We start from the raw sequence: 17,699 nt of genomic DNA on the forward strand, positions 1-17,699 counted from the left end.
TCGAAATGTCTGCTCCACTGAAGACCTTCCCGAAGCCGTCTCAACTCCCGGTACCGGCCGGCGCGGAGGGCTGGGAAAAGCTCTATCCCTACAACTTGGTGTTCCAGAATCTGAGCGGCGCAGAGGACGAGAAATTCTGGTTCTGCGACAGCCAGCACTGGCCGACGGTGTTCAAGCCGTTCGAGACCATCGGCGGTGAATTCGCCGTGAAGTGTTTGGGCCAGTACAACACTCGGCATCTGTTGATCCCGCCGGCAAACGGTATCGAATTCAAGATCCACCTCGGCTACCTCTACATGAGCCCGGTCGCCGTCCCCGAAGACCAGATGGCGGCACGCGCGCCGGAATTCGAGCGCCGCGCCGGCCACTACTTCCAGAACTGGAACTCGCTGCTGGACAACTGGAAGATCAAGGTGCGCGCCACGATCGATGAAATGGAAGCGCTCCAGTTCAAGTCGTTGCCCGACGTTGTGCCGTTCGACGACATCGTCAGCGGTAAGGCCAAGGACGGCTCCGAAGTTCTCATGGAGAACTACGACCGTCTCATCCAACTCTGTTACCAGAACTGGCAATACCACTTCGAATTCCTCAATCTCGGCTACCTGGCCTACCTCGATTTCTTCGGATTCTGCAAAGAGATCTTCCCCGGGATCGCGGACCAGTCCATCGCCAAGATGGTCCAGGGCGTGGACATGGAACTCTTCCGCCCGGACGACGAACTGAAGAAGCTCGCCGCGCTCGCCATCGAACTCGGCGTTGATGCGTTGCTCGCCGACACCGATGATGTAGCGGGAACGTTGGAGCGAATTGCCAACGCGGACAACGGTCAGCAGTGGGTCGACGCGTACACCGCGGCGCAGGACCCGTGGTTCAACTTCACGGTCGGCAATGGCTTCTACGGCCACGACAAGTACTGGCTCGAGCATCAGGAGATCCCGCTCGGCTACATCAAGGACTACGTTCGTCGCTTGCACGACGGTCACCAGATCATGCGTCCCGTCGCGGAACTTACGGAAGAACGCGAGCGGATCTACACCGAATATCGCGATCTCACCGACGGTGACACTCGGGCCCTCTTCGAGGCAAAGCACCAACTGGCATCGACCGCGTACCCGTACGTTGAGAACCACAACTTCTACATCGAGCACTGGACGATGGGCGTCTTCTGGCGCAAGGTGCGCGAACTGGGACAGGTGTTTGCCGACGCCGGCTTCTGGGCCGATCGCAGCGACATGCTCTACCTCACCCGCGGCGAGGTGCGCGACGCGATCTTCGATCTCGTGACCGGCTGGGCCGTCGGCGCAGACGCCACCGGACCGCACTACTGGCCTGCAGAGATCGAACGTCGACGCGTCATCATCGATGCCTTGAGCAGCCAGCGTCCGCAGCCGGCGCTCAACACTCCACCGGAACGGATCACGGAGCCGTTCACCATGATGCTGTACGGAATCACCACTGAGCAGGTCGAGCAGTGGCTGGCCAAGGACAGCGGATCCGACGACGGCGCACTCACTGGAATGGCCGCATCGCCCGGCGTGGTCGAAGGAATCGCGAGGGTTGTCACCCACGCTGACCAACTCGGCGAGGTGCAAGAGGACGAAATTCTGGTCGCAACGATCACCGCGCCGTCCTGGGGGCCGATCTTCGGCAAGATCAAAGCCGTCGTCACCGACATCGGCGGAATGATGAGCCACGCTGCCATCGTTTGCCGTGAATACGGACTCCCCGCTGTGACTGGGACCGGCAGCGGCTCCACGACAATCACCACCGGTCAGGTCATCCGCGTCGACGGCAACACCGGCCGCGTCGAAGTGCTGGAGCGCTAACCGATGTCGAGAGGAAGCGACGGTGCCGGCCGCACAGTGCTGATCACCGGCGCGGCAGGCGGCCTCGGCCGCAGTTTCGCGCTCGGGTTCGCTGAGAGTGGCTATCGCGTCGCGGTCGCCGACATCAACGAGACCGGCGCGGCCGAGACTGCCGACCTCGTCCGAGCGGTCGGTGCCGATGTGTGGCACGGCCGGCTCGACGTGACGTCGGTCGAATCGACGACGGAGGTCGCGGCAGCAGTGGCCGAATTTGGCGGCGGCACTATCGATTCCGTGGTCAACAATGCAGCCGTGTATGCGTCGATCCGTCGGTCACCGCTCGAGGAGATCGACCCCGACGAGTGGGACCTGGTCATGGGCGTGAACCTCAAAGGTCCCTGGCTGGTGGTCCGGGCCTGCAGTCCGTACCTGAAAGCGGGATCGAGTGTCGTCAACATTGCGTCGGCGACGGTGTTCAGCGGGTCCGAGCACTGGCTGCACTACGTGGCCTCCAAGGGCGGCGTGATCGCGATGTCGCGAGTGATGGCAAAGGAATTGGGCCGCCGCGAGATCACGGTCAACACGATCGCCCCGGGGTTCACCTTGACCGAAGCCAGCTACGGCCACATGGACAACGCCGAGCAGTACGGCGTCGACCGCGGTGCGCTGCGACGACCGAGCCGACCCGAGGACATTGTGGGCGCCGCCCTGTTCCTCGCTGGAGCAGACAGCGGGTACGTCACCGGCCAGACCTTGGTCGTCGACGGCGGACGCCAATTCATCTGAGTACCACTAGGAGAACCCTGACATGCCAAAGATCACTTTCACCGACTACGACCTCCACGATCGCATCGTGGAGGCGACGATCGACGACTCTGTGATGGAAACCGCTGTCCGCAAAGGCATCCCAGGGATCATCGGTGAATGCGGCGGGTCGCTGTCGTGCGCGACGTGCCACGTGTTCGTCGACGAGAACGATCTCGCGTTGCTTCCCCCGATGACAGAGATGGAAGACGAAATGCTTTGGGGCGCAGCGGTGGACCGGCAAGCCAATTCCCGCCTGTCGTGTCAGCTTCGCGTCTGCGACGGTGTCGACCTGCACGTGACCACACCGGAAACGCAGGTGTGACGATGCCTGCCCACGAACATGTCTTGATCGTCGGAGCCTCGCAGGCCGGAGTGCAGCTTGCTGTCTCTTTGCGCGCGTTGGGATATGACGGTTCCATCACGTTGCTCGGGGAGGAGAACCATCGCCCCTATCAGCGCCCCGCGCTTTCCAAGGAGTACTTGCAGGATCTCATCACCAAAGAGAAGCTGATCTTCCGTTCCGAGGAATACTGGGACGAACACCGAATCACCGTTGTGAAGAACGAGCGTATCGTTCGAATCGACAAGGATGCCGACGGTTCCGGTGTCGCCCACGCTCGTTCCGGAGCGCAATTCCCGTTCGATCGTCTGGTCCTCGCGGTCGGTGCACGTCCGCGCCGGTTGCAGATCGTAGGCGCCGACCTTCCCGGCGTGCTGTACCTGCGCAACGCCGACGACGCACTCGAGCTCAAGGCGCGAGTGCCTGCCGTCGAAGACGTCGCCATCATCGGCGGCGGATTCATCGGTATCGAAGCCGCCGCGAGCCTGCACAAGATGGGGCGCAGGGTCACTGTCATCGAAGCAGGCCCGCGGCTGGTGGGACGTGCGGTCGGTCCGGAAACCGCAGCGCAGCTTGCCGAGTATCACCGACGCACCGGCATCGAGATCCTCACCGATGCAACGGTATCGAGGATCATTGCCAAGGGAGACTCGGTCGGTGGCGTCGAACTCGACGACGGTCGCGTCATCCCCGCCGACATTGTCCTCGTCGGTGTCGGGGTCATACCAAACACGGAACTTGCCGAATCGATAGGACTTTACTGCGACAACGGAATTCGTGTCGATCAGTATTCGGTTGCCTCTGACGGCCATACGGTCGCGGTGGGCGACGTTGCCAATCAACCGAATCCGGTGGCAGGCGCTGAAGGCAGGGTTCGGTTCGAAAGCGTGAACAACGCTGTCGAGCAGGCAAAGGTTGCGGCGTATGCGATCACGGGTCGCAACGAGGAATACGTCGGCGTTCCGTGGTTCTGGTCGAACCAGGGCGATCTCAAGCTGCAGATCGCAGGACTGTCCGCCGGCCACGATCGCACGGAAGTCCGTCGCGACGACGCTAAAGGCAAGTTCTCGGTGCGGTATTACCGCGACGACAACATCATTGCCGCCGACTGCATCAACGCCCCGCTCGACTTCATCACGGTCAAGAAGGAACTCGCCAAACGAGCCTTGAAACCTGAGCTCGAAAGGTCGACATCATGATTCACGAATTGCCACCAACTCCGGTGCCGATCACGAACGGCGCGGTCGACACATCACCGATCGGCTTGACTCCAGCCAGCGGCGTTGACCTCGACCCGATCTGGAAGGCGGTTGTCACCGAGACCCGGACCCGCGGCAACGACATCCACCTGCCAATCTCGCTTGCGTACGCGGAGCGGTTGTGCGCCGCCTATCCCGACGCCGACGACGCAATCGTTCGTGTCGCGATCCTGCTGCACGACGTCGGTTGGGCCCGCGTGGATGAAAGTCGCATCATCTCAGAGGGTTTCAGTGGTGACTGGAAGAAGGCGCAGATTCGCTTCGAACACGAGAAGCAGGGCTGCATCATCGCCCGCGAAGTGCTTCCGCCGCTGGGCTATTCACCCGAGTTCGTGGAGGCGGTGTGTGCAATAATCGATGGCCACGACACCCGTCACGAGGCGCACTCCCTGGAAGACGCGTTGATGCGCGACGCGGATCGCCTGTGGCGGTTCACAACAGCGGGTATCGCGTTGGCGTCGGGTTGGTTCGGCATGGATCCAGCGACCTATACCGACCGGCTCTACGAGCAGATCATTCCTGAATTGCTTACCGAAGCGGGGATCGCGATGGGGCGTACCGAATTGGACCGTTCGACCGCACTCCTCAAGACGGCGGTGCTGCGATGAGGCCGACGCTCCCGTGGACGCACGTCGACGATCACTACATCGACGGTGCGTGGACGGTGTCGGCCGCGACCGCACGCACCGACGTGGTCGACCCTGCTACCGAAGAGGTGTGGGGCTCGGTCCCCGATGCGAGTGATGCCGACCTGGACTCAGCAATGCACGCGGCCGACCGCGCGTTCCGAGAAGGTAAATGGCCGCGCCTCACACCGTCGCAACGCGCCGAGCACCTGTCGCGTATGGCCGACGAGCTGGAGCGGCGCAGCGACCTGCTGGCCGCGACGATCAGCAGGGAGAATGGTTCCCCGCTGGCCGAGACGCGTGGCGCCGCAGCCAACGCGGCGTCGATCCTGCGGTATTTCGCCGGTCTCGCACCGTATCTCGAAAACGACGACGTCCGGCCGTTTCCGTACACACCTGGTGCTGAGTCGGTTGTGCGTCGCGACCCGATCGGGGTCTGCGCCTTGATCGCGCCGTGGAACTTCCCGATCAACCTCGTGGTCATCAAGCTCGCCCCGGCCTTGCTGGCAGGGTGCACCGTAGTCGTCAAACCGGCGTCGGGCACGCCGCTGTCGATCAGGTTCGTGATCGAAGCCGCTGCGGCAGCCGGTATTCCGCCCGGGGTCGTCAACCTCCTGACGGGAACCAACCGGATCGGTGATGCGCTGGTGCGTCATCCGCTCACAGCCAAAGTCGCGTTTACGGGGTCGACGCCGGTCGGGCGCAAGATCGCTGCAGCCTGCGGCGAACTGCTCCGCCCGGTCACACTGGAACTCGGTGGGAAGTCCTCGGCGATCGTGCTGCCCGACGCCGACCTGGAGGCCATGTCCGCGAACCTGATTCGCTCGTGCATGCGCAACACCGGGCAGACCTGCTACATCTCGACCCGTATTCTCGCTCCCGCGGAGCGCTACGACGAGGTTGTCGACATGGTGACGCGCACGATTGCGGACGCCAAGCAGGGCGACCCGTTCGACACCGATTCGGTGTTCGGTCCGGTCGCCAACCGCTCCCAGTACGACATCGTGCTGTCGTTCTTGGAGTCGGCGCGAGCGGAAGGTGCACGCGTCACCACAGGAGGTTGTGCACGACCAGGCAAAGGCTTCTTCATCGAACCGACCGTCCTTGCCGACGTGACCCCGCAGATGCGTGTATCGCGCGAGGAGATCTTCGGACCGGTCATCACGATCCTGCGGTACGACTCGGTCGACGAGGCGATCGCACTCGCGAACAACACCGGATTCGGTCTCGGTGGGCTGGTCTTCTCGGTCGATCAGGCAGCTGCATTGGCTGTCGCCGAGCGGATGGACACCGGCTCGGTCGGCATCAACTTCTTTGCGTCCAACCATAATTCGCCGTTCGGTGGCCGGCACGATTCGGGCCTGGGAGTGGAGTACGGCATCGAAGGCCTGTCCGCCTACATCACCTACAAGTCGATTCATCGCAAGGGCGATTCCACTGAGTGAAATCCGGCGCTGGTCGTACCGGTGTGGCGGCTGTCACCGTCTAGTGCATGTCATCACTGCAACTGCCTGAGACCGCGAGGGCGACGACCGGTCGTACAGGGTCGGACCTGTGGCCGACCCTCCTGTGCTGGATCGCCGTGGCCCTCGACGGGTTCGACCTTGTCGTCCTCGGCGCGGTCATCCCGACGATCTCGAAATCCGGAGCACTCGGCTTCACCAACTCGTCGTTGACGGTTGCCTCGACGGTCGGGCTGATCGGCGTCGGCATCGGAGCGGTGACCATCGGACCACTCGCCGACCGGTTCGGTCGCCGCAAGAGCCTGATCAGCAGCATTGCGGTCTTCTCGGTGCTGACCATTGCGGTGGCGTTCGCGCCGAACGTGTCGACATTCATCGCCTTGCGCTTCCTCGCCGGTCTCGGGCTCGGTGCCTGTCTACCTACCGCACTGGCGTTCATGACGGAGTTCGCGCGGCCCGGGCGAGGCGGGTCTGCGGTGACCCGAATGATGACCGGGTACCACGTCGGCGCCGTCTTGACCGCGCTGCTCGCGTTGTGGCTGGTCGACGCCTATGGCTGGGAGTCGATGTTCATCGTCGGCGGTGTTGCTGGACTCCTCACGCTGCCGATCATGTGGGCGAAACTCCCCGAGTCCGAGACGTACCTTCGCGCGGACACAAGGAAGTCCACACCGGTCGACGTTGTGCGGGGCAAGTACCTGCGCATCAGCATCGGGCTGTGGCTGGCATCGTTCATGGGCCTGCTGCTCGTCTACGGGCTGAACACCTGGCTGCCGAAGATCATGGGTGAAGCCGGCTATTCGATCCGCGCGGGAACCGGACTTCTTCTCGTCCTGAATGTGGGCGCGGTGATCGGTCTACTGATTGCCGGGGCGATTTCGGACTCGCGCGGCAACAAGCCGACCGTGCTCGCGTGGTTCGGACTCGCCGCGGTCTTCCTGGCTCTGTTGTCGATCAAGATGAACAGTTCGCTGGTGGTCTACGCCGCCGTCCTGCTGACCGGAATCTTCGTCTTCAGCGCCCAGGTCCTCGTGTATGCCTTTGTCGGACAGCTCTATCCAGCACAGATCAGAGGGACGGCGTTGGGTATGGCGGCCGGAGTCGGGCGCGTCGGAGCGATCGTCGGCCCATCGATCGGCGGTGCAATGGTGACCGCGGGGATTGCCTATCCGTGGGGCTTCTACGGCTTTGCGATTGCCGCGCTGCTCGCAGTGGTTGCTCTCGCGACGGTGCCTGCCCGCGTCACGTAGCTGTCATGCTACGGGAAATGCCCTGTGCCGCAACGTGAAGCGCGGCTGTGAGGCGCGGACGGTCGCGCTTGAGGCTTGGCACGACGATACCGAGCGCCGCGATGACCGTGGTGCCCACGGTGATCGGGACCGCTACCGAGCACGCACCGAGGGTCATTTCTTCGATCGTGGTGGCGTAGCCGTCACGGCGGACTCGGCTGAGTTGTTCGTTCAGCCGCAGCGGCTGAGTGATCGTGAATGGTGTGACCCGGGTCAGCGTCGTCATTGCGCGCTCGTACACATCGGCGGGAGCGTGCGCGAGCAGTACCTTGCCGACACCGGTGCAATGCATCGGCAGCGTGGAGCCCACTTTGCTGACGACTGGCACCGATGCATGCCCGGACAACCGGTCTATGTAGAGGACGCGATCTCCTTCGCGGACCGCGAGATGCACGGTCGCGCGGGTGGCCGCATAGATGTCGTGCAGAAACGGGGATGCGACCTCGCGCAGGTCGGTCTGGACCGGGGCGAGTAAGCCGAGGTTCCAAATCATGCGGCCGATCATGTACTCGCCGTTGCTGTTCCGAACGAGCGCGCCGCCGTCGACCAACTCCTTGATTTGGCGGTAGGCAGTCGCGGGCGGGAGATCGGCACGCTCGGCAAGTTCGGTGAGAGTCAGGCTGCGATGGCGTTCGTCGAATGCATTCAACAACGCGAGTGCGCGGGATATCACGCTGGCCCCTGGCTGCCCGGTATTGCCTGCCATCGACTCCTCCTGATTTTCACTCAGTGGAATTCTACGCTCGACGTGACACCAGCCACATCGATACCGTCATCGACATGAGTGCTCCTCCTATCAGCCGCATCCCGGCACTGTCGACTCAGGCAGACATCTCCGACGAGATTGCGCGACTGCACAACTCGGCTTCCCACAGTGGAGACGCTGGCGGTCGGCAGCCGAAACTCGACTTCGCGCCGTATCGCAGTTCGCTACTGAGGCACCCGACCAAGGATCTGCATCATGCCGATCCAGAGGGCGCGGAGCTGGTTGCCCCGGTCTTCGGGGCCACAGATATCAATCCGCTGGAAGCCGATCTCACGATCCAGGACGGCGGCGAACCGATCGGCGAGCGAATCCGCGTGCAAGGCCGCGTCATCGACGGCGACGGTCGGCCGGTCCGGAATCAGCTGGTCGAGATCTGGCAAGCCAATGCAGCGGGGCGCTACATCCACAAGCGCGACCAGCATCATGCGCCGATCGATCCGCACTTCACTGGAGTCGGCCGATGCCTGACCGACAACGACGGCAATTACGGCTTCACGACCATCAAGCCTGGTCCGTATCCGTGGCGGAACCATCTGAATGCGTGGCGTCCGGCGCACATCCACTTCTCTTTGTTCGGAACGGATTTCACGCAGCGGATGATCACCCAGATGTACTTTCCGGGTGACCCGCTGTTCGATCTCGACCCGATCTATCAGGCGATTACCGACCCCCGCGCCCGCGAATTGCTCGTTGCTCGCTACGACCACGACCTGTCCGAGCACGAGTGGTTGCTCGGTTATCGATGGGACATCGTCTTGACGGGTAGCCACGTGACTCCGATGGAAAGCGAAGAACTGTGAACGCAACACCAGGCCAGACCGTCGGCCCGTTCTTCGGCTACGCGCTCCCGTTCGATCGCGACCACGAACTCGTTCCGCCCGCTCATCCGGGCGCGATCAGGTTGCACGGCACTGTGTTCGACGGTGACGGAGTGCCAGTTCCCGACGCGCTGATCGAGATCCGCCAGGCGAACGCGCACGGTCGTGTACCTGCCGTCGCCGGGTCGCTGCGCCGTGACGGAATGGTGTTAACCGGCTGGGGTCGCGCTGCAGTCGATCCAGCCGGCGCCTATTCGTTCACCACCGTCGAGCCGGGGCCGACGAGCCCTGGCGCCGCGCCGTTCTTCGCCGTCGTCGTCTTCGCGCGTGGTCTGCTCGACCGGCTGTTCACCCGCGTGTACGTGCCCGGGCATGACGACGCCCTTGCCGCCGATCCGCTGCTCAACGGACTCGATCCCGACCGGCGCGCCGGACTGATCGCCACCCGCACCGACGACGGAAACCTGCGCTTCGACATTCACCTGCAAGGTCCGCTCGAAACTGTGTTTCTCACCTACCCCGGCCACGAGGTCTGACATGGATCTACTGCGCCCGGGTAGCCATCGCGCCGAGGGGTTGATCGACGATCACGCCTTGGTCGCCGCAATGCTGCAGGTGGAGGTGGCGTGGTTCGACGCGCTCGTGAGTGTCGGGGTCGCGAGTCGGGAGCAGGCCGAGATCGTTGCCGACGCAGCGAAACAATGGCAGCCCGATGTCGCTCAGCTCGTCGTCGACGCCGAAGCCACTGGAAATCCGGTCGTCGCATTGGTGAAGGGTCTGCGTGCCGCGGTCACCGACTCGTCGGCCGCCGCGCTGGTGCATCGAGGCCTGACCAGTCAGGACGTGCTGGACACCGCACTCGTATTGCTTTCGCGTGCGGCGTTCGTCCGGATCGAGGACGATCTGCGGGGCACAGCAACGGACCTAGCGAATCTCGTTCGTGCCCATCGAAATACGGTGATGGCTGGCCGGACGCTCACGCAGTACGCCGTGCCGATCACGTTCGGGCTCAAAGCCGCACAATGGCTTTCGGGCTTACTCGATGCGCTCGAACTTGTGCGGCTCAGTGCCGCCCGGCTACCCGTCCAATGTGGCGGTGCAGCCGGGACCCTCGCTCTGGCGGGGGAGTTGACCGATGAACCCCTAGCGCTGGTGCGTGCTTTTGCCGACACGCTCGACCTCCGCGACCCTGGAACGCCATGGCATACCACCCGAACACCGATCACCGGGATTGGGCATGCGTTGGTCAGCACATGCGACGCGCTCGGTGTGATCGCCAGCGACACCGTCCAGCTCGGTCGTCCGGAGGTCGGCGAGCTCAGCGAAGGTGTCGTCGATGGGCGTGGGGGATCGTCCACGATGCCGCAGAAACGCAATCCCGTCCTCGGCGTCCTCGTCCGTAATGCGGCACTGCAAGCCCCACAGTTGGGCGCACAACTACACCTCGCTGCAGCGCAAGCCGTCGACGAACGGCCCGACGGCGCATGGCATTCGGAGTGGAACGCGCTGCGCACACTCATCGAACTCACGGTGATTGCAGCCAGTCAAGCGCGAGAGCTGGTCTCTGGATTGGACATTCACACCGACGTGATGACGCAGCGCGCGACTGCCGTGGCCGACTCACTCCTTGCCGAGCGCGGTACCGGTGACGACAACCCCGCCACGTATCTCGGCTCGAGTGCCGAGTTCGCCGACCGCATACTCGACCGCTTCGAACGAGGGGCTACGACATGAACGACGAAGAACGGCACGACGCTGGGATGCGGACGCGGCGAGAGGTTCTCGGCGATGCGCACGTGGATCGAGCGGAAGAGCGGAAAACCGCCTTCACCGCTGACTTTCAGTCGTTCATCACGCGCTGTGCGTGGGGTGAGGTCTGGACCAGGCCAGGCCTCGATCGACGGATGCGCAGTGCTATCACCTTGACCGCACTTCTTGCACAAGGGCATTGGTCCGAATTCGAACTACACATCGCTGCCGCGGTGCGCAACGGACTCACGCACGACGAGATCGGCGAAATCATCCTGCAATCGGCAATCTATTGCGGCGTACCAGCGGCGAATCACGGGTTCGCTGTGGCTGCAACCGTTCTCGCGAAGGACACCCAATCATGATGCCTATCACCCGGACCACTGTCGGGATCGTCGGCGCTGGACCAGCCGGACTGATGTTGTCGCATTTGCTGGCGCTGTCCGGCATCGACTCCATCGCGATCGATACGCGCACACGCACCGAGATCGAGCACACGCATCGAGCAGGCATACTCGAACGCGACAGCGTTCGACTCCTTGTGGACTCCGGTGTCTCGGATCGCGTCCTCACCGACGGACACGAGCACAAAGGGATCGACCTCCGCTTCGGCGGAACGAGTCACCGCATCGACTTCCAAGGGTTGGTCGGCGCATCGACGTGGCTCTACCCCCAAACGGACGTCTTCATCGATCTAGCTAACGCACGATCCCGTGACGGCGGTGATGTCCGCTTCGGCGTGACCGACACACAAGTCGTCGACGTCACCAGCTCGGCCCCGGGAATTCGGTTCACCGATGCTGACGGTGTCCGGCAGGAGATTCGCTGCACACACCTCGTCGGCGCCGACGGGTCCCGCAGCATCTGTCGGCGCGAAGTGCCGGAAGAGCAACGTAAGCAATACTTTCGCGAGTATCCGTTCGCGTGGTTCGGCATTCTCGCCGAAGCGCCGCGCAGCGCTGAGGAACTGATCTACACCCGGTCGGACCACGGGTTCGCATTGATCAGTCAACGCACCGACACCGTGCAACGGATGTATTTCCAGTGCGACGCAACCGAAGACGTCGATCAGTGGTCCGACGACCGCATCTGGGACGAACTGCAGCGCAGGCTTGCCGGGGAAGACGGCTTCCGACTCGCCGAAGGCAAGATCCTGGAAAGGACGGTGCTGCCGTTCCGTAGTTTCGTCCAGGAGCCGATGCGGTACGGCAACATGCTCCTCGCCGGCGATGCTGCGCACACCGTCCCGCCCACTGGCGCCAAAGGTCTCAACCTCGCACTCGCCGACGTTCGCGTTCTCGCCGAAACGCTCGAACACGCCGTCCTGAAGAACGACGCCGAAGCTCTCGACCACTACACCGGTCGGGCGCTGGACCGAGTCTGGAAGGCTCAGCACTTCTCGTACTGGATGACGACCATGTTGCACAGTGCTGCCGGTGCAAGCGATTTCGACGTTCAACGGCAACTGGGCGAACTACGTTCCGTCGTCGGATCGGAGGCAGGATCCCGCTACCTCGCCGAGGCGTACACGGGGTGGCCGCGCGGGTAGTCGTGCATACTTGCTGGCATGTTTCGCGCCGCATTTGTTCCCGCCGCCGCAGTCGCTGTCCTCATCGTCGGAGCGCCTTCCGCTGCCGCGGTTCCGGTCTACCAAACTGCGACGAGCCTCGCGATTTCCGGAACCGTCGGGGTTGGTTGCACTGTCACGCTGACCGCCACGGTCACGTCCACTCCGCCGCCAATCGACGCCGGCCAGGTCCGCTTCTATTTGGACGACTCCGTCGACCTCGGTCAACCGACGCTCAAAAGTGGGAAAGCGAGTGTCACCTGGACACCGATCGCGGCCCAGGCCGGCAGCCATGAGTTGGTCGCGTTCTACACGGGCTTCAACAACAACGATCAAGAGGCATGGACCAGTTCGGGGGCGAGAGTCGTCGTCAACGTTGCCAACGCGATCAACCTGGGCTCCGCCTGCGTGCCGTTCTGAGCGTGCAGTCCTAGGTCAGCAGTTCTAGAGCGATTCCAGCAGAAGCGGATTCGATCGCAGAGTGCTTTCGTAGATGCTTAACCAGCGCCACGTCGTTGAGCATCGTCTGCGCCGCCTGGACTCGAATTCGTGCGCGGATCGGGTCGTAGCCTGGGTGCACCCGGCGCAGCAGTTGCACCCACTCGGTGATGTAGCTGAGCTGTGCAGCCACTGCGCGTTGCCGCTCTACGTCGGGCAGGTGCCCGGTTTCCGAGACCAGATTCTGCACGAGGTGCGGGTTGTCGAAGACGAATCGGCTGTAGCTGCGGAGTAGGCGCTCCAGTCCGTCGGCCGGGTCGGATGCTTGTGCGAACGCCTCGGTCATCGCCATGCGCAGCCACTCGTCTCCGCGAAACATCGCCGCAGCGAGGATGTCCGACTTTGCGTCGAAATGGTTGTAGACGCTGGGGCCGGCGATGCCGACAGCGCCGCCGATGTCGTCCATGCTCACGCCTGCGAAGCCTTGTCGCGCAAAGAGCTCGGTCGCGGCCACCAGGATGGCTTCGCGGCGAGACGTCGTCGTGAGTGCGACGACATCCCGTGGTCTGGCAACGCTCTCGCCGAGATCAGGGGCTGCCGCGTCGAGGACCGACGAGATCAGCTGCGATACCAGCGCCGTGAAGTCCGGCTCTGGCAGCGAGAGACTGTGGAACGACACGCTGTTCGCGACGGCGAGCGCGCACCAGGAGAGGAGGTCAGCCTGGGCGGCATCGAGTTCGGGCCGCCGTCGGGCGATGATTTCCGCCAGATGCGCACCGATGTTTCGCGCCTCGGACCGAAACGCAGTCCGGTCGTCGGCGGAAAGGTGACGTGCCTCGCGCCGCCACAACACCCCGACCCCGCGGTGCTCGATGACCACGGCCGCGAGGCTGGTTGCCACATCGACCGACTCGGCGTCGGCTGCAGCGGTGAGTATTGCGTCGTCGACTTTGACCAGGGCCTCGCGGACCACCGTGGCAAGCAGACTCTGCTTGCCACGGAAGTGCCGGTAGAGGGCGGACGGGCCGATCGCGACGGCGTCGGCGACATCGCTCATCGCCACGTCGGTGTAGCCGTTGCGATAGAACAGGTCCGCCGCTGCCGCCACGATCAGCTCACGTCTATTCGCCGGCCTCGTATTACGGGCCGGGCGAACCACGTCGGGCTGGGTCAAAATCCATTCCTCTGCTCAGGACACGTTGCTGCCGGTGCCGGCCCAGTGCTGTTCGCGAAGTTCTCGCTTGAGGATCTTGCCAGCACCTGACATCGGGAGCGCATCGACGAACGCCGCGCTGCGTGGAACCTTGTAGTTGGCGATCAACGTCTTGCAGTGCTCACGCAGTTCGTCTTCGATCACCGTTTGTCCGGGCTGCAGTACGACAACTGCGTGTACCCGCTCGCCCCACTGCGGATCCGGCACGCCGATGACCGCGCATGCCGCGACTGCTTGATGCTGGGCGAGCGCGTTCTCGACTTCGGCGCTGTACACGTTCTCACCACCGGTGATGATCATGTCCTTGATGCGATCGACGATGAACACATAGCCGTTCTCGTCCATCCGGCCACCGTCGCCGGTGTGCATCCAACCGTCGCGGATCGCAGCGGCGGTGTCCTCCGGTCGGTTCCAATAGCCGAGCATGACGTTGTCGCCGCGCGCAACCACTTCGCCGACCTCGCCGCGCGGCACCTCGTTGTCGTCGGGATCCACGATCTTGACCTCGACATGCGCGGCAGCCTTGCCCGCGGCGCGACGTAACGCGGGGTTGTCGTGGTCGACGGCCGACAACAGCGTCGCGACCGGGGAGAGCTCGGTCATCCCGTAGGCCTGCGTGAAACTCGCCGAAGGAAACGCCTTCCTGGCGCGATCGAGCACCGCGACGGAAATCGGTGATGCGCCGTACAGCACGTTCCGAAGGCTGGACAGGTCGTGGTTGGCAACCTGCGGATCGTCGACGAGCATCTGGATCATTGTCGGCACGAGCAGGGCATCGGTGGCCTGGTGCTGTTCGATCGCCTTCATGACGCCCGCAGGCGTGAACATCGGGATGATCACATGCGTCGTGCCTGCGAGGTTGCCGCTCGTCCAAAACGCGAGGTCGGCAAGGTGGAACATCGGCGCGGCGTGCAGCAGGCGCCCGCCCGCCGTCATGATGTTCGATGTCGCCAAGGTCCCGAGTGCAGAGGTAACCATGTTGTTGTGGCTGAGCATGACGCCCTTGGGGTGACCGGTGGTACCGCCGGTGTAGAAGACCCCGAGCAGGGTGTCGCCGCCGGTGCGGGTATCCGGGACTGGGTCGTTGCTGGAAATCAAGTCTTCGTAGAGCAACGCGCCGTCGGGCGCCGGACCGTCACCGATGAAGATCACGGTCTTCAACCCGTCGAATGCGGCGTGCAGTGCTGGCACAGCTTTCGCGAACGTATCGTCGACGAGGAGGATTTTCGTGTCGGAATCCTTGAGGGAGTAGGCAATTTCGGCTGGGCTCCACCGGATGTTGACCGGATTCACCGCAGCGCCGATCCACGGCACTGCGTACAGGTATTCGTGGTAGCGGTCCGAGTTCAGGGCGAGGATGCCGACCCTGTCGCCCGGCTGCACGCCCAGGTCGAGGAGGGCACCACCGAGTCGGGCGATGCGGTCGGCGGATTCGGCGACGGTCCGGACCCGATCTCCGTAGATCGTCGCGATTCGGTCGGGATTCTGTTGCAGATTGCGGTGCAGCGATTGAGTCAGGTACATCGACTTCTTCCTTTGTCGGGCGCTACAACGAGCGCGCGATCAGTTCTTTCATGACTTCGTTCGCGCCGGCGTAGATTCGCTGAACGCGAGCATCTGCATACATTCGTGCGATCGGATACTCGAGCATGTACCCATAGCCGCCGAAGAGCTGTACGCACTTGTCGACGACCTGGCCTTGAATGTCAGTGGTGTACGACTTGGCCATCGACGCAGTTGCACCATCGAGTTCACCGCGCAGGTGTCGTTCGATGCAGCTGTCGACGAATACTCGCGAGACGTTCGCCAGCGTCGCGCATTCGGCGAGTTGGAACCGAGTGTTCTGCATCTCGAACAACGGCGCGCCGAAGGCCTTGCGCTCCTTTGTATATGCGACGGTCAGCGCCACGGCAGCTTCGCTGGCGGCAGCAGCGCATACGGCGACCACGAGGCGTTCGTGCGCCAGTTGTTTCATCAAGTAGCCGAAGCCCTTGTTCTCTGCGCCCAGTAGGTCGCCGACCGGCACACGTACGTCGGTGAAGGACATCTCGGCGGTGTCCTGCCCCTTCATACCGACCTTGTCGAGCAGGCGGCCGACCTCGTAACCGTCGGTGCCCTCGGTCTCGACGACTATGAGCGAGATGCCCTTGGCGCCTGCCGACGGATCGGTCTTGGCAACGACGACGACGAGGCCGGCGTGCTTGCCGTTCGAGATGAAGGTCTTCGAACCGTTGATCACATAGTTGTCGCCGTCACGAACAGCAGTGGTGCGCAACGCCTTCAGATCCGATCCGGCGCCGGGCTCGGTCATTGCGATGGCGCCGACCAGCTCGCCGGTTGCCATCTTCGGCAACCAGCGCAGCCTCTGTTCTTCGGTGCCGTAAGCCAGGATGTAATGCGCAACAAGGCCGCTGTGCACCATGTTGCCGAAACTGGTATCACCCAAACGGTATTGGGCGTCGAAGACGGCGAAGTCGTGCGCGTGCGTTCCTCCCCCGCCTCCGTACTCCTCGGGGATCGAGGCGCAAAGTAGGCCCAATTCGCCTGCCTTGTTCCAGAATTCGCGATCGACGTACTTCTGATCGGCGAACCTCTCCTGGTGTGGCATCAGCTCGGCTTCGAAGAATTTCGTCGCCATCTCTTGCAATGCCACGATCTCGTCGTCGATCCACGGGGAGCGATACATCAGAAGTTGAACCCTCCGCCACAGATCAGGGTCTGGCCACTGACGTAATCGGATTCAGGGATGCAGAACAGGTAGACGGCGCCTGCTGCTTCGGACGGCTCGCCACCGCGGCCGAGTGGGATCATCTGTTCCATCGCGGCGAGTAAGTTCGGATTGACCCCGACCTTGATCTCTTTGCCCTGCACGTCGATCGTGCCGTCGCCACCGGCAGGAGCCGAGGTGAGCCGAGTCTTGATGAGGCCGAACGCAACCGCGTTCACGGTGACGTTGTACCGGCCCCATTCCTTGGAGAGTGCCTTGGTGAGGCCGAGTACGCCGGCCTTGGCGGACGAGTAATTCGCCTGTCCCGCATTGCCGCCCGTGCCAGCCATCGACGAGATGTTGACGACCTTGCGTGCCGGGATCGGCTCGCCTGCTTCCCTGGCCTTCTTCACCGCGGCGGCAATCACCGGCTGCGCGGCGCGCAGAATCTTGAACGGCGCCTTGAGGTGCACGTCCAGGATTGCGTCCCACTGCTCGTCGGTCATCTTCTGGACCACCGAGTCCCAGGTGTAGCCGGCGTTGTTGACGATGATGTCGAGCCCACCGAAGTTGTCGACGGCAGCGGCAACGAAGCGCTCGGCAAAGCCGTCCTCGGTCACGCTGCCGGTGCACGCTACTGCGCTGCCGCCTGCGGCCTCGATTGCCGCGACCGTTTCCTTGGCAGGTTCGGCGTCGAGATCGTTGACAACGACCTTCGCGCCCTCGGAGGCGAGCTTCAATGCGATTTCGCGTCCGATACCGCGGCCGGAGCCGGAGACAATGGCGACCTTGCCATCAAGAGTTCCCATGATTTTCAATGCCTTTCAATTGGGGCGAGCGAAGCGAAGGGGG

Annotated in this window: 18 protein-coding genes; 13 read left to right on the forward strand and 5 right to left on the reverse strand. The window is 63.2% G+C overall.

Annotation, left to right across the window (positions count from 1 at the left end):
* Positions 1-5: 5 nt before the first annotated feature.
* The 7 genes from FGL95_RS12050 to FGL95_RS12080 are packed head-to-tail and all read left to right on the forward strand — an operon-like array spanning position 6 to position 7,550.
* The gene (locus FGL95_RS12050) at positions 6-1,826 is read left to right on the forward strand and encodes a PEP-utilizing enzyme (protein WP_169587094.1); all 1,821 of its coding nucleotides are present in this window, start codon (positions 6-8) and stop codon (positions 1,824-1,826) included.
* A gap of 3 nt (positions 1,827-1,829) precedes the next feature.
* The gene (locus FGL95_RS12055; RefSeq protein ID WP_169586907.1) at positions 1,830-2,591 is read left to right on the forward strand and encodes an SDR family NAD(P)-dependent oxidoreductase; all 762 of its coding nucleotides are present in this window, start codon (positions 1,830-1,832) and stop codon (positions 2,589-2,591) included.
* Positions 2,592-2,613: 22 nt separating this feature from the next.
* Positions 2,614-2,934: a 2Fe-2S iron-sulfur cluster-binding protein gene (locus FGL95_RS12060; RefSeq protein ID WP_169586909.1), complete on the forward strand. Its 321-nt coding sequence runs from the start codon at positions 2,614-2,616 to the stop codon at positions 2,932-2,934.
* Positions 2,931-4,151, forward strand: coding sequence for an NAD(P)/FAD-dependent oxidoreductase (locus FGL95_RS12065; RefSeq protein ID WP_420838035.1), 1,221 nt, complete (start codon positions 2,931-2,933; stop codon positions 4,149-4,151). Before FGL95_RS12060 ends, FGL95_RS12065 begins: the two co-directional genes overlap by 4 nt.
* A complete protein-coding gene (locus tag FGL95_RS12070) occupies positions 4,148-4,819 on the forward strand; it encodes an HD domain-containing protein (protein ID WP_169586914.1) in 672 nt (223 codons plus the stop codon). The genes FGL95_RS12065 and FGL95_RS12070 overlap by 4 nt, the downstream gene beginning before the upstream one ends.
* Positions 4,816-6,282 carry an aldehyde dehydrogenase family protein gene (locus FGL95_RS12075; RefSeq protein ID WP_169586915.1) on the forward strand — a complete coding sequence of 489 codons (1,467 nt, stop codon included), beginning with the start codon at positions 4,816-4,818 and terminating at the stop codon, positions 6,280-6,282. The genes FGL95_RS12070 and FGL95_RS12075 overlap by 4 nt, the downstream gene beginning before the upstream one ends.
* Before the next feature lie 47 nt (positions 6,283-6,329).
* Positions 6,330-7,550, forward strand: a complete 1,221-nt coding sequence (locus tag FGL95_RS12080) for an MFS transporter (RefSeq protein WP_169586917.1) — start codon at positions 6,330-6,332, stop codon at positions 7,548-7,550.
* Here the strand turns inward: FGL95_RS12080 and FGL95_RS12085 are convergent.
* Entirely contained in the window at positions 7,543-8,295 is a 753-nt protein-coding gene (locus tag FGL95_RS12085) for an IclR family transcriptional regulator (protein ID WP_169586919.1), read from the reverse strand. The genes FGL95_RS12080 and FGL95_RS12085 overlap by 8 nt on opposite strands.
* Before the next feature lie 74 nt (positions 8,296-8,369).
* Here FGL95_RS12085 and pcaH point away from each other — a divergent pair, with 74 nt between their 5' ends.
* Genes pcaH through FGL95_RS12115 form a run of 6 tightly spaced genes read left to right on the forward strand, consistent with a single transcriptional unit; the run spans position 8,370 to position 12,909 of the window.
* Positions 8,370-9,155 carry a protocatechuate 3,4-dioxygenase subunit beta gene (pcaH, locus tag FGL95_RS12090; protein ID WP_169586921.1) on the forward strand — a complete coding sequence of 262 codons (786 nt, stop codon included), beginning with the start codon at positions 8,370-8,372 and terminating at the stop codon, positions 9,153-9,155.
* Entirely contained in the window at positions 9,152-9,709 is a 558-nt protein-coding gene (gene pcaG, locus FGL95_RS12095) for a protocatechuate 3,4-dioxygenase subunit alpha (protein ID WP_169586923.1), read from the forward strand. The genes pcaH and pcaG overlap by 4 nt, the downstream gene beginning before the upstream one ends.
* 1 nt (position 9,710) lies before the next feature.
* Positions 9,711-10,907, forward strand: a complete 1,197-nt coding sequence (locus FGL95_RS12100; RefSeq protein WP_169586925.1) for a lyase family protein — start codon at positions 9,711-9,713, stop codon at positions 10,905-10,907.
* Positions 10,904-11,287, forward strand: coding sequence for a 4-carboxymuconolactone decarboxylase (gene pcaC / locus FGL95_RS12105; protein WP_169586927.1), 384 nt, complete (start codon positions 10,904-10,906; stop codon positions 11,285-11,287). Before FGL95_RS12100 ends, pcaC begins: the two co-directional genes overlap by 4 nt.
* Positions 11,287-12,471, forward strand: coding sequence for a 4-hydroxybenzoate 3-monooxygenase (locus FGL95_RS12110; RefSeq protein ID WP_169587096.1), 1,185 nt, complete (start codon positions 11,287-11,289; stop codon positions 12,469-12,471). Before pcaC ends, FGL95_RS12110 begins: the two co-directional genes overlap by 1 nt.
* A gap of 18 nt (positions 12,472-12,489) precedes the next feature.
* On the forward strand, positions 12,490-12,909 hold the full coding sequence (locus FGL95_RS12115; protein ID WP_169586929.1) for an Ig-like domain-containing protein: 420 nt from the start codon (positions 12,490-12,492) through the stop codon (positions 12,907-12,909).
* Between the two features lie 10 nt (positions 12,910-12,919).
* On the opposite strand, the gene FGL95_RS12120 is transcribed toward FGL95_RS12115, so the two are convergent.
* From FGL95_RS12120 to FGL95_RS12135, 4 genes are read right to left on the reverse strand one after another with little or no spacing between them, the layout of a single operon-like run.
* On the reverse strand, positions 12,920-14,101 hold the full coding sequence (locus FGL95_RS12120) for a TetR/AcrR family transcriptional regulator (protein WP_206071738.1): 1,182 nt from the start codon (positions 14,099-14,101) through the stop codon (positions 12,920-12,922).
* Positions 14,102-14,116: 15 nt separating this feature from the next.
* Complete coding sequence (locus tag FGL95_RS12125) at positions 14,117-15,664, reverse strand: long-chain-fatty-acid--CoA ligase (RefSeq protein ID WP_169586931.1); 1,548 nt, start codon at positions 15,662-15,664, stop codon at positions 14,117-14,119.
* A 22-nt stretch (positions 15,665-15,686) separates the two neighbouring features.
* Positions 15,687-16,826: an acyl-CoA dehydrogenase family protein gene (locus FGL95_RS12130; protein ID WP_169586933.1), complete on the reverse strand. Its 1,140-nt coding sequence runs from the start codon at positions 16,824-16,826 to the stop codon at positions 15,687-15,689.
* A complete protein-coding gene (locus FGL95_RS12135) occupies positions 16,826-17,656 on the reverse strand; it encodes an SDR family NAD(P)-dependent oxidoreductase (RefSeq protein WP_206071739.1) in 831 nt (276 codons plus the stop codon). The genes FGL95_RS12130 and FGL95_RS12135 overlap by 1 nt, the downstream gene beginning before the upstream one ends.
* Positions 17,657-17,699: the final 43 nt, after the last annotated feature.

The organism is Antrihabitans stalactiti (genome assembly GCF_012932915.1).
In the GTDB taxonomy this organism is placed as follows: Bacteria; Actinomycetota; Actinomycetes; order Mycobacteriales; family Mycobacteriaceae; genus Antrihabitans; species Antrihabitans stalactiti.

Excerpts from the sequence above, each read along its gene's own strand:
- FGL95_RS12050 (WP_169587094.1), top strand. The coding sequence starts at position 6 with ATGTCTGCTCCACTGAAGACCTTCCCGAAGCCGTCTCAACTCCCGGTA.
- FGL95_RS12055 (WP_169586907.1), top strand. The coding sequence starts at position 1,830 with ATGTCGAGAGGAAGCGACGGTGCCGGCCGCACAGTGCTGATCACCGGC.
- FGL95_RS12060 (WP_169586909.1), top strand. The coding sequence starts at position 2,614 with ATGCCAAAGATCACTTTCACCGACTACGACCTCCACGATCGCATCGTG.
- FGL95_RS12070 (WP_169586914.1), top strand. The coding sequence starts at position 4,148 with ATGATTCACGAATTGCCACCAACTCCGGTGCCGATCACGAACGGCGCG.
- FGL95_RS12075 (WP_169586915.1), top strand. The coding sequence starts at position 4,816 with ATGAGGCCGACGCTCCCGTGGACGCACGTCGACGATCACTACATCGAC.
- FGL95_RS12080 (WP_169586917.1), top strand. The coding sequence starts at position 6,330 with ATGTCATCACTGCAACTGCCTGAGACCGCGAGGGCGACGACCGGTCGT.
- FGL95_RS12085 (WP_169586919.1), bottom strand. The coding sequence starts at position 8,295 with ATGGCAGGCAATACCGGGCAGCCAGGGGCCAGCGTGATATCCCGCGCA.
- pcaH (WP_169586921.1), top strand. The coding sequence starts at position 8,370 with ATGAGTGCTCCTCCTATCAGCCGCATCCCGGCACTGTCGACTCAGGCA.
- FGL95_RS12100 (WP_169586925.1), top strand. The coding sequence starts at position 9,711 with ATGGATCTACTGCGCCCGGGTAGCCATCGCGCCGAGGGGTTGATCGAC.
- pcaC (WP_169586927.1), top strand. The coding sequence starts at position 10,904 with ATGAACGACGAAGAACGGCACGACGCTGGGATGCGGACGCGGCGAGAG.
- FGL95_RS12110 (WP_169587096.1), top strand. The coding sequence starts at position 11,287 with ATGCCTATCACCCGGACCACTGTCGGGATCGTCGGCGCTGGACCAGCC.
- FGL95_RS12115 (WP_169586929.1), top strand. The coding sequence starts at position 12,490 with ATGTTTCGCGCCGCATTTGTTCCCGCCGCCGCAGTCGCTGTCCTCATC.
- FGL95_RS12125 (WP_169586931.1), bottom strand. The coding sequence starts at position 15,664 with ATGTACCTGACTCAATCGCTGCACCGCAATCTGCAACAGAATCCCGAC.
- FGL95_RS12130 (WP_169586933.1), bottom strand. The coding sequence starts at position 16,826 with ATGTATCGCTCCCCGTGGATCGACGACGAGATCGTGGCATTGCAAGAG.
- FGL95_RS12135 (WP_206071739.1), bottom strand. The coding sequence starts at position 17,656 with ATGGGAACTCTTGATGGCAAGGTCGCCATTGTCTCCGGCTCCGGCCGC.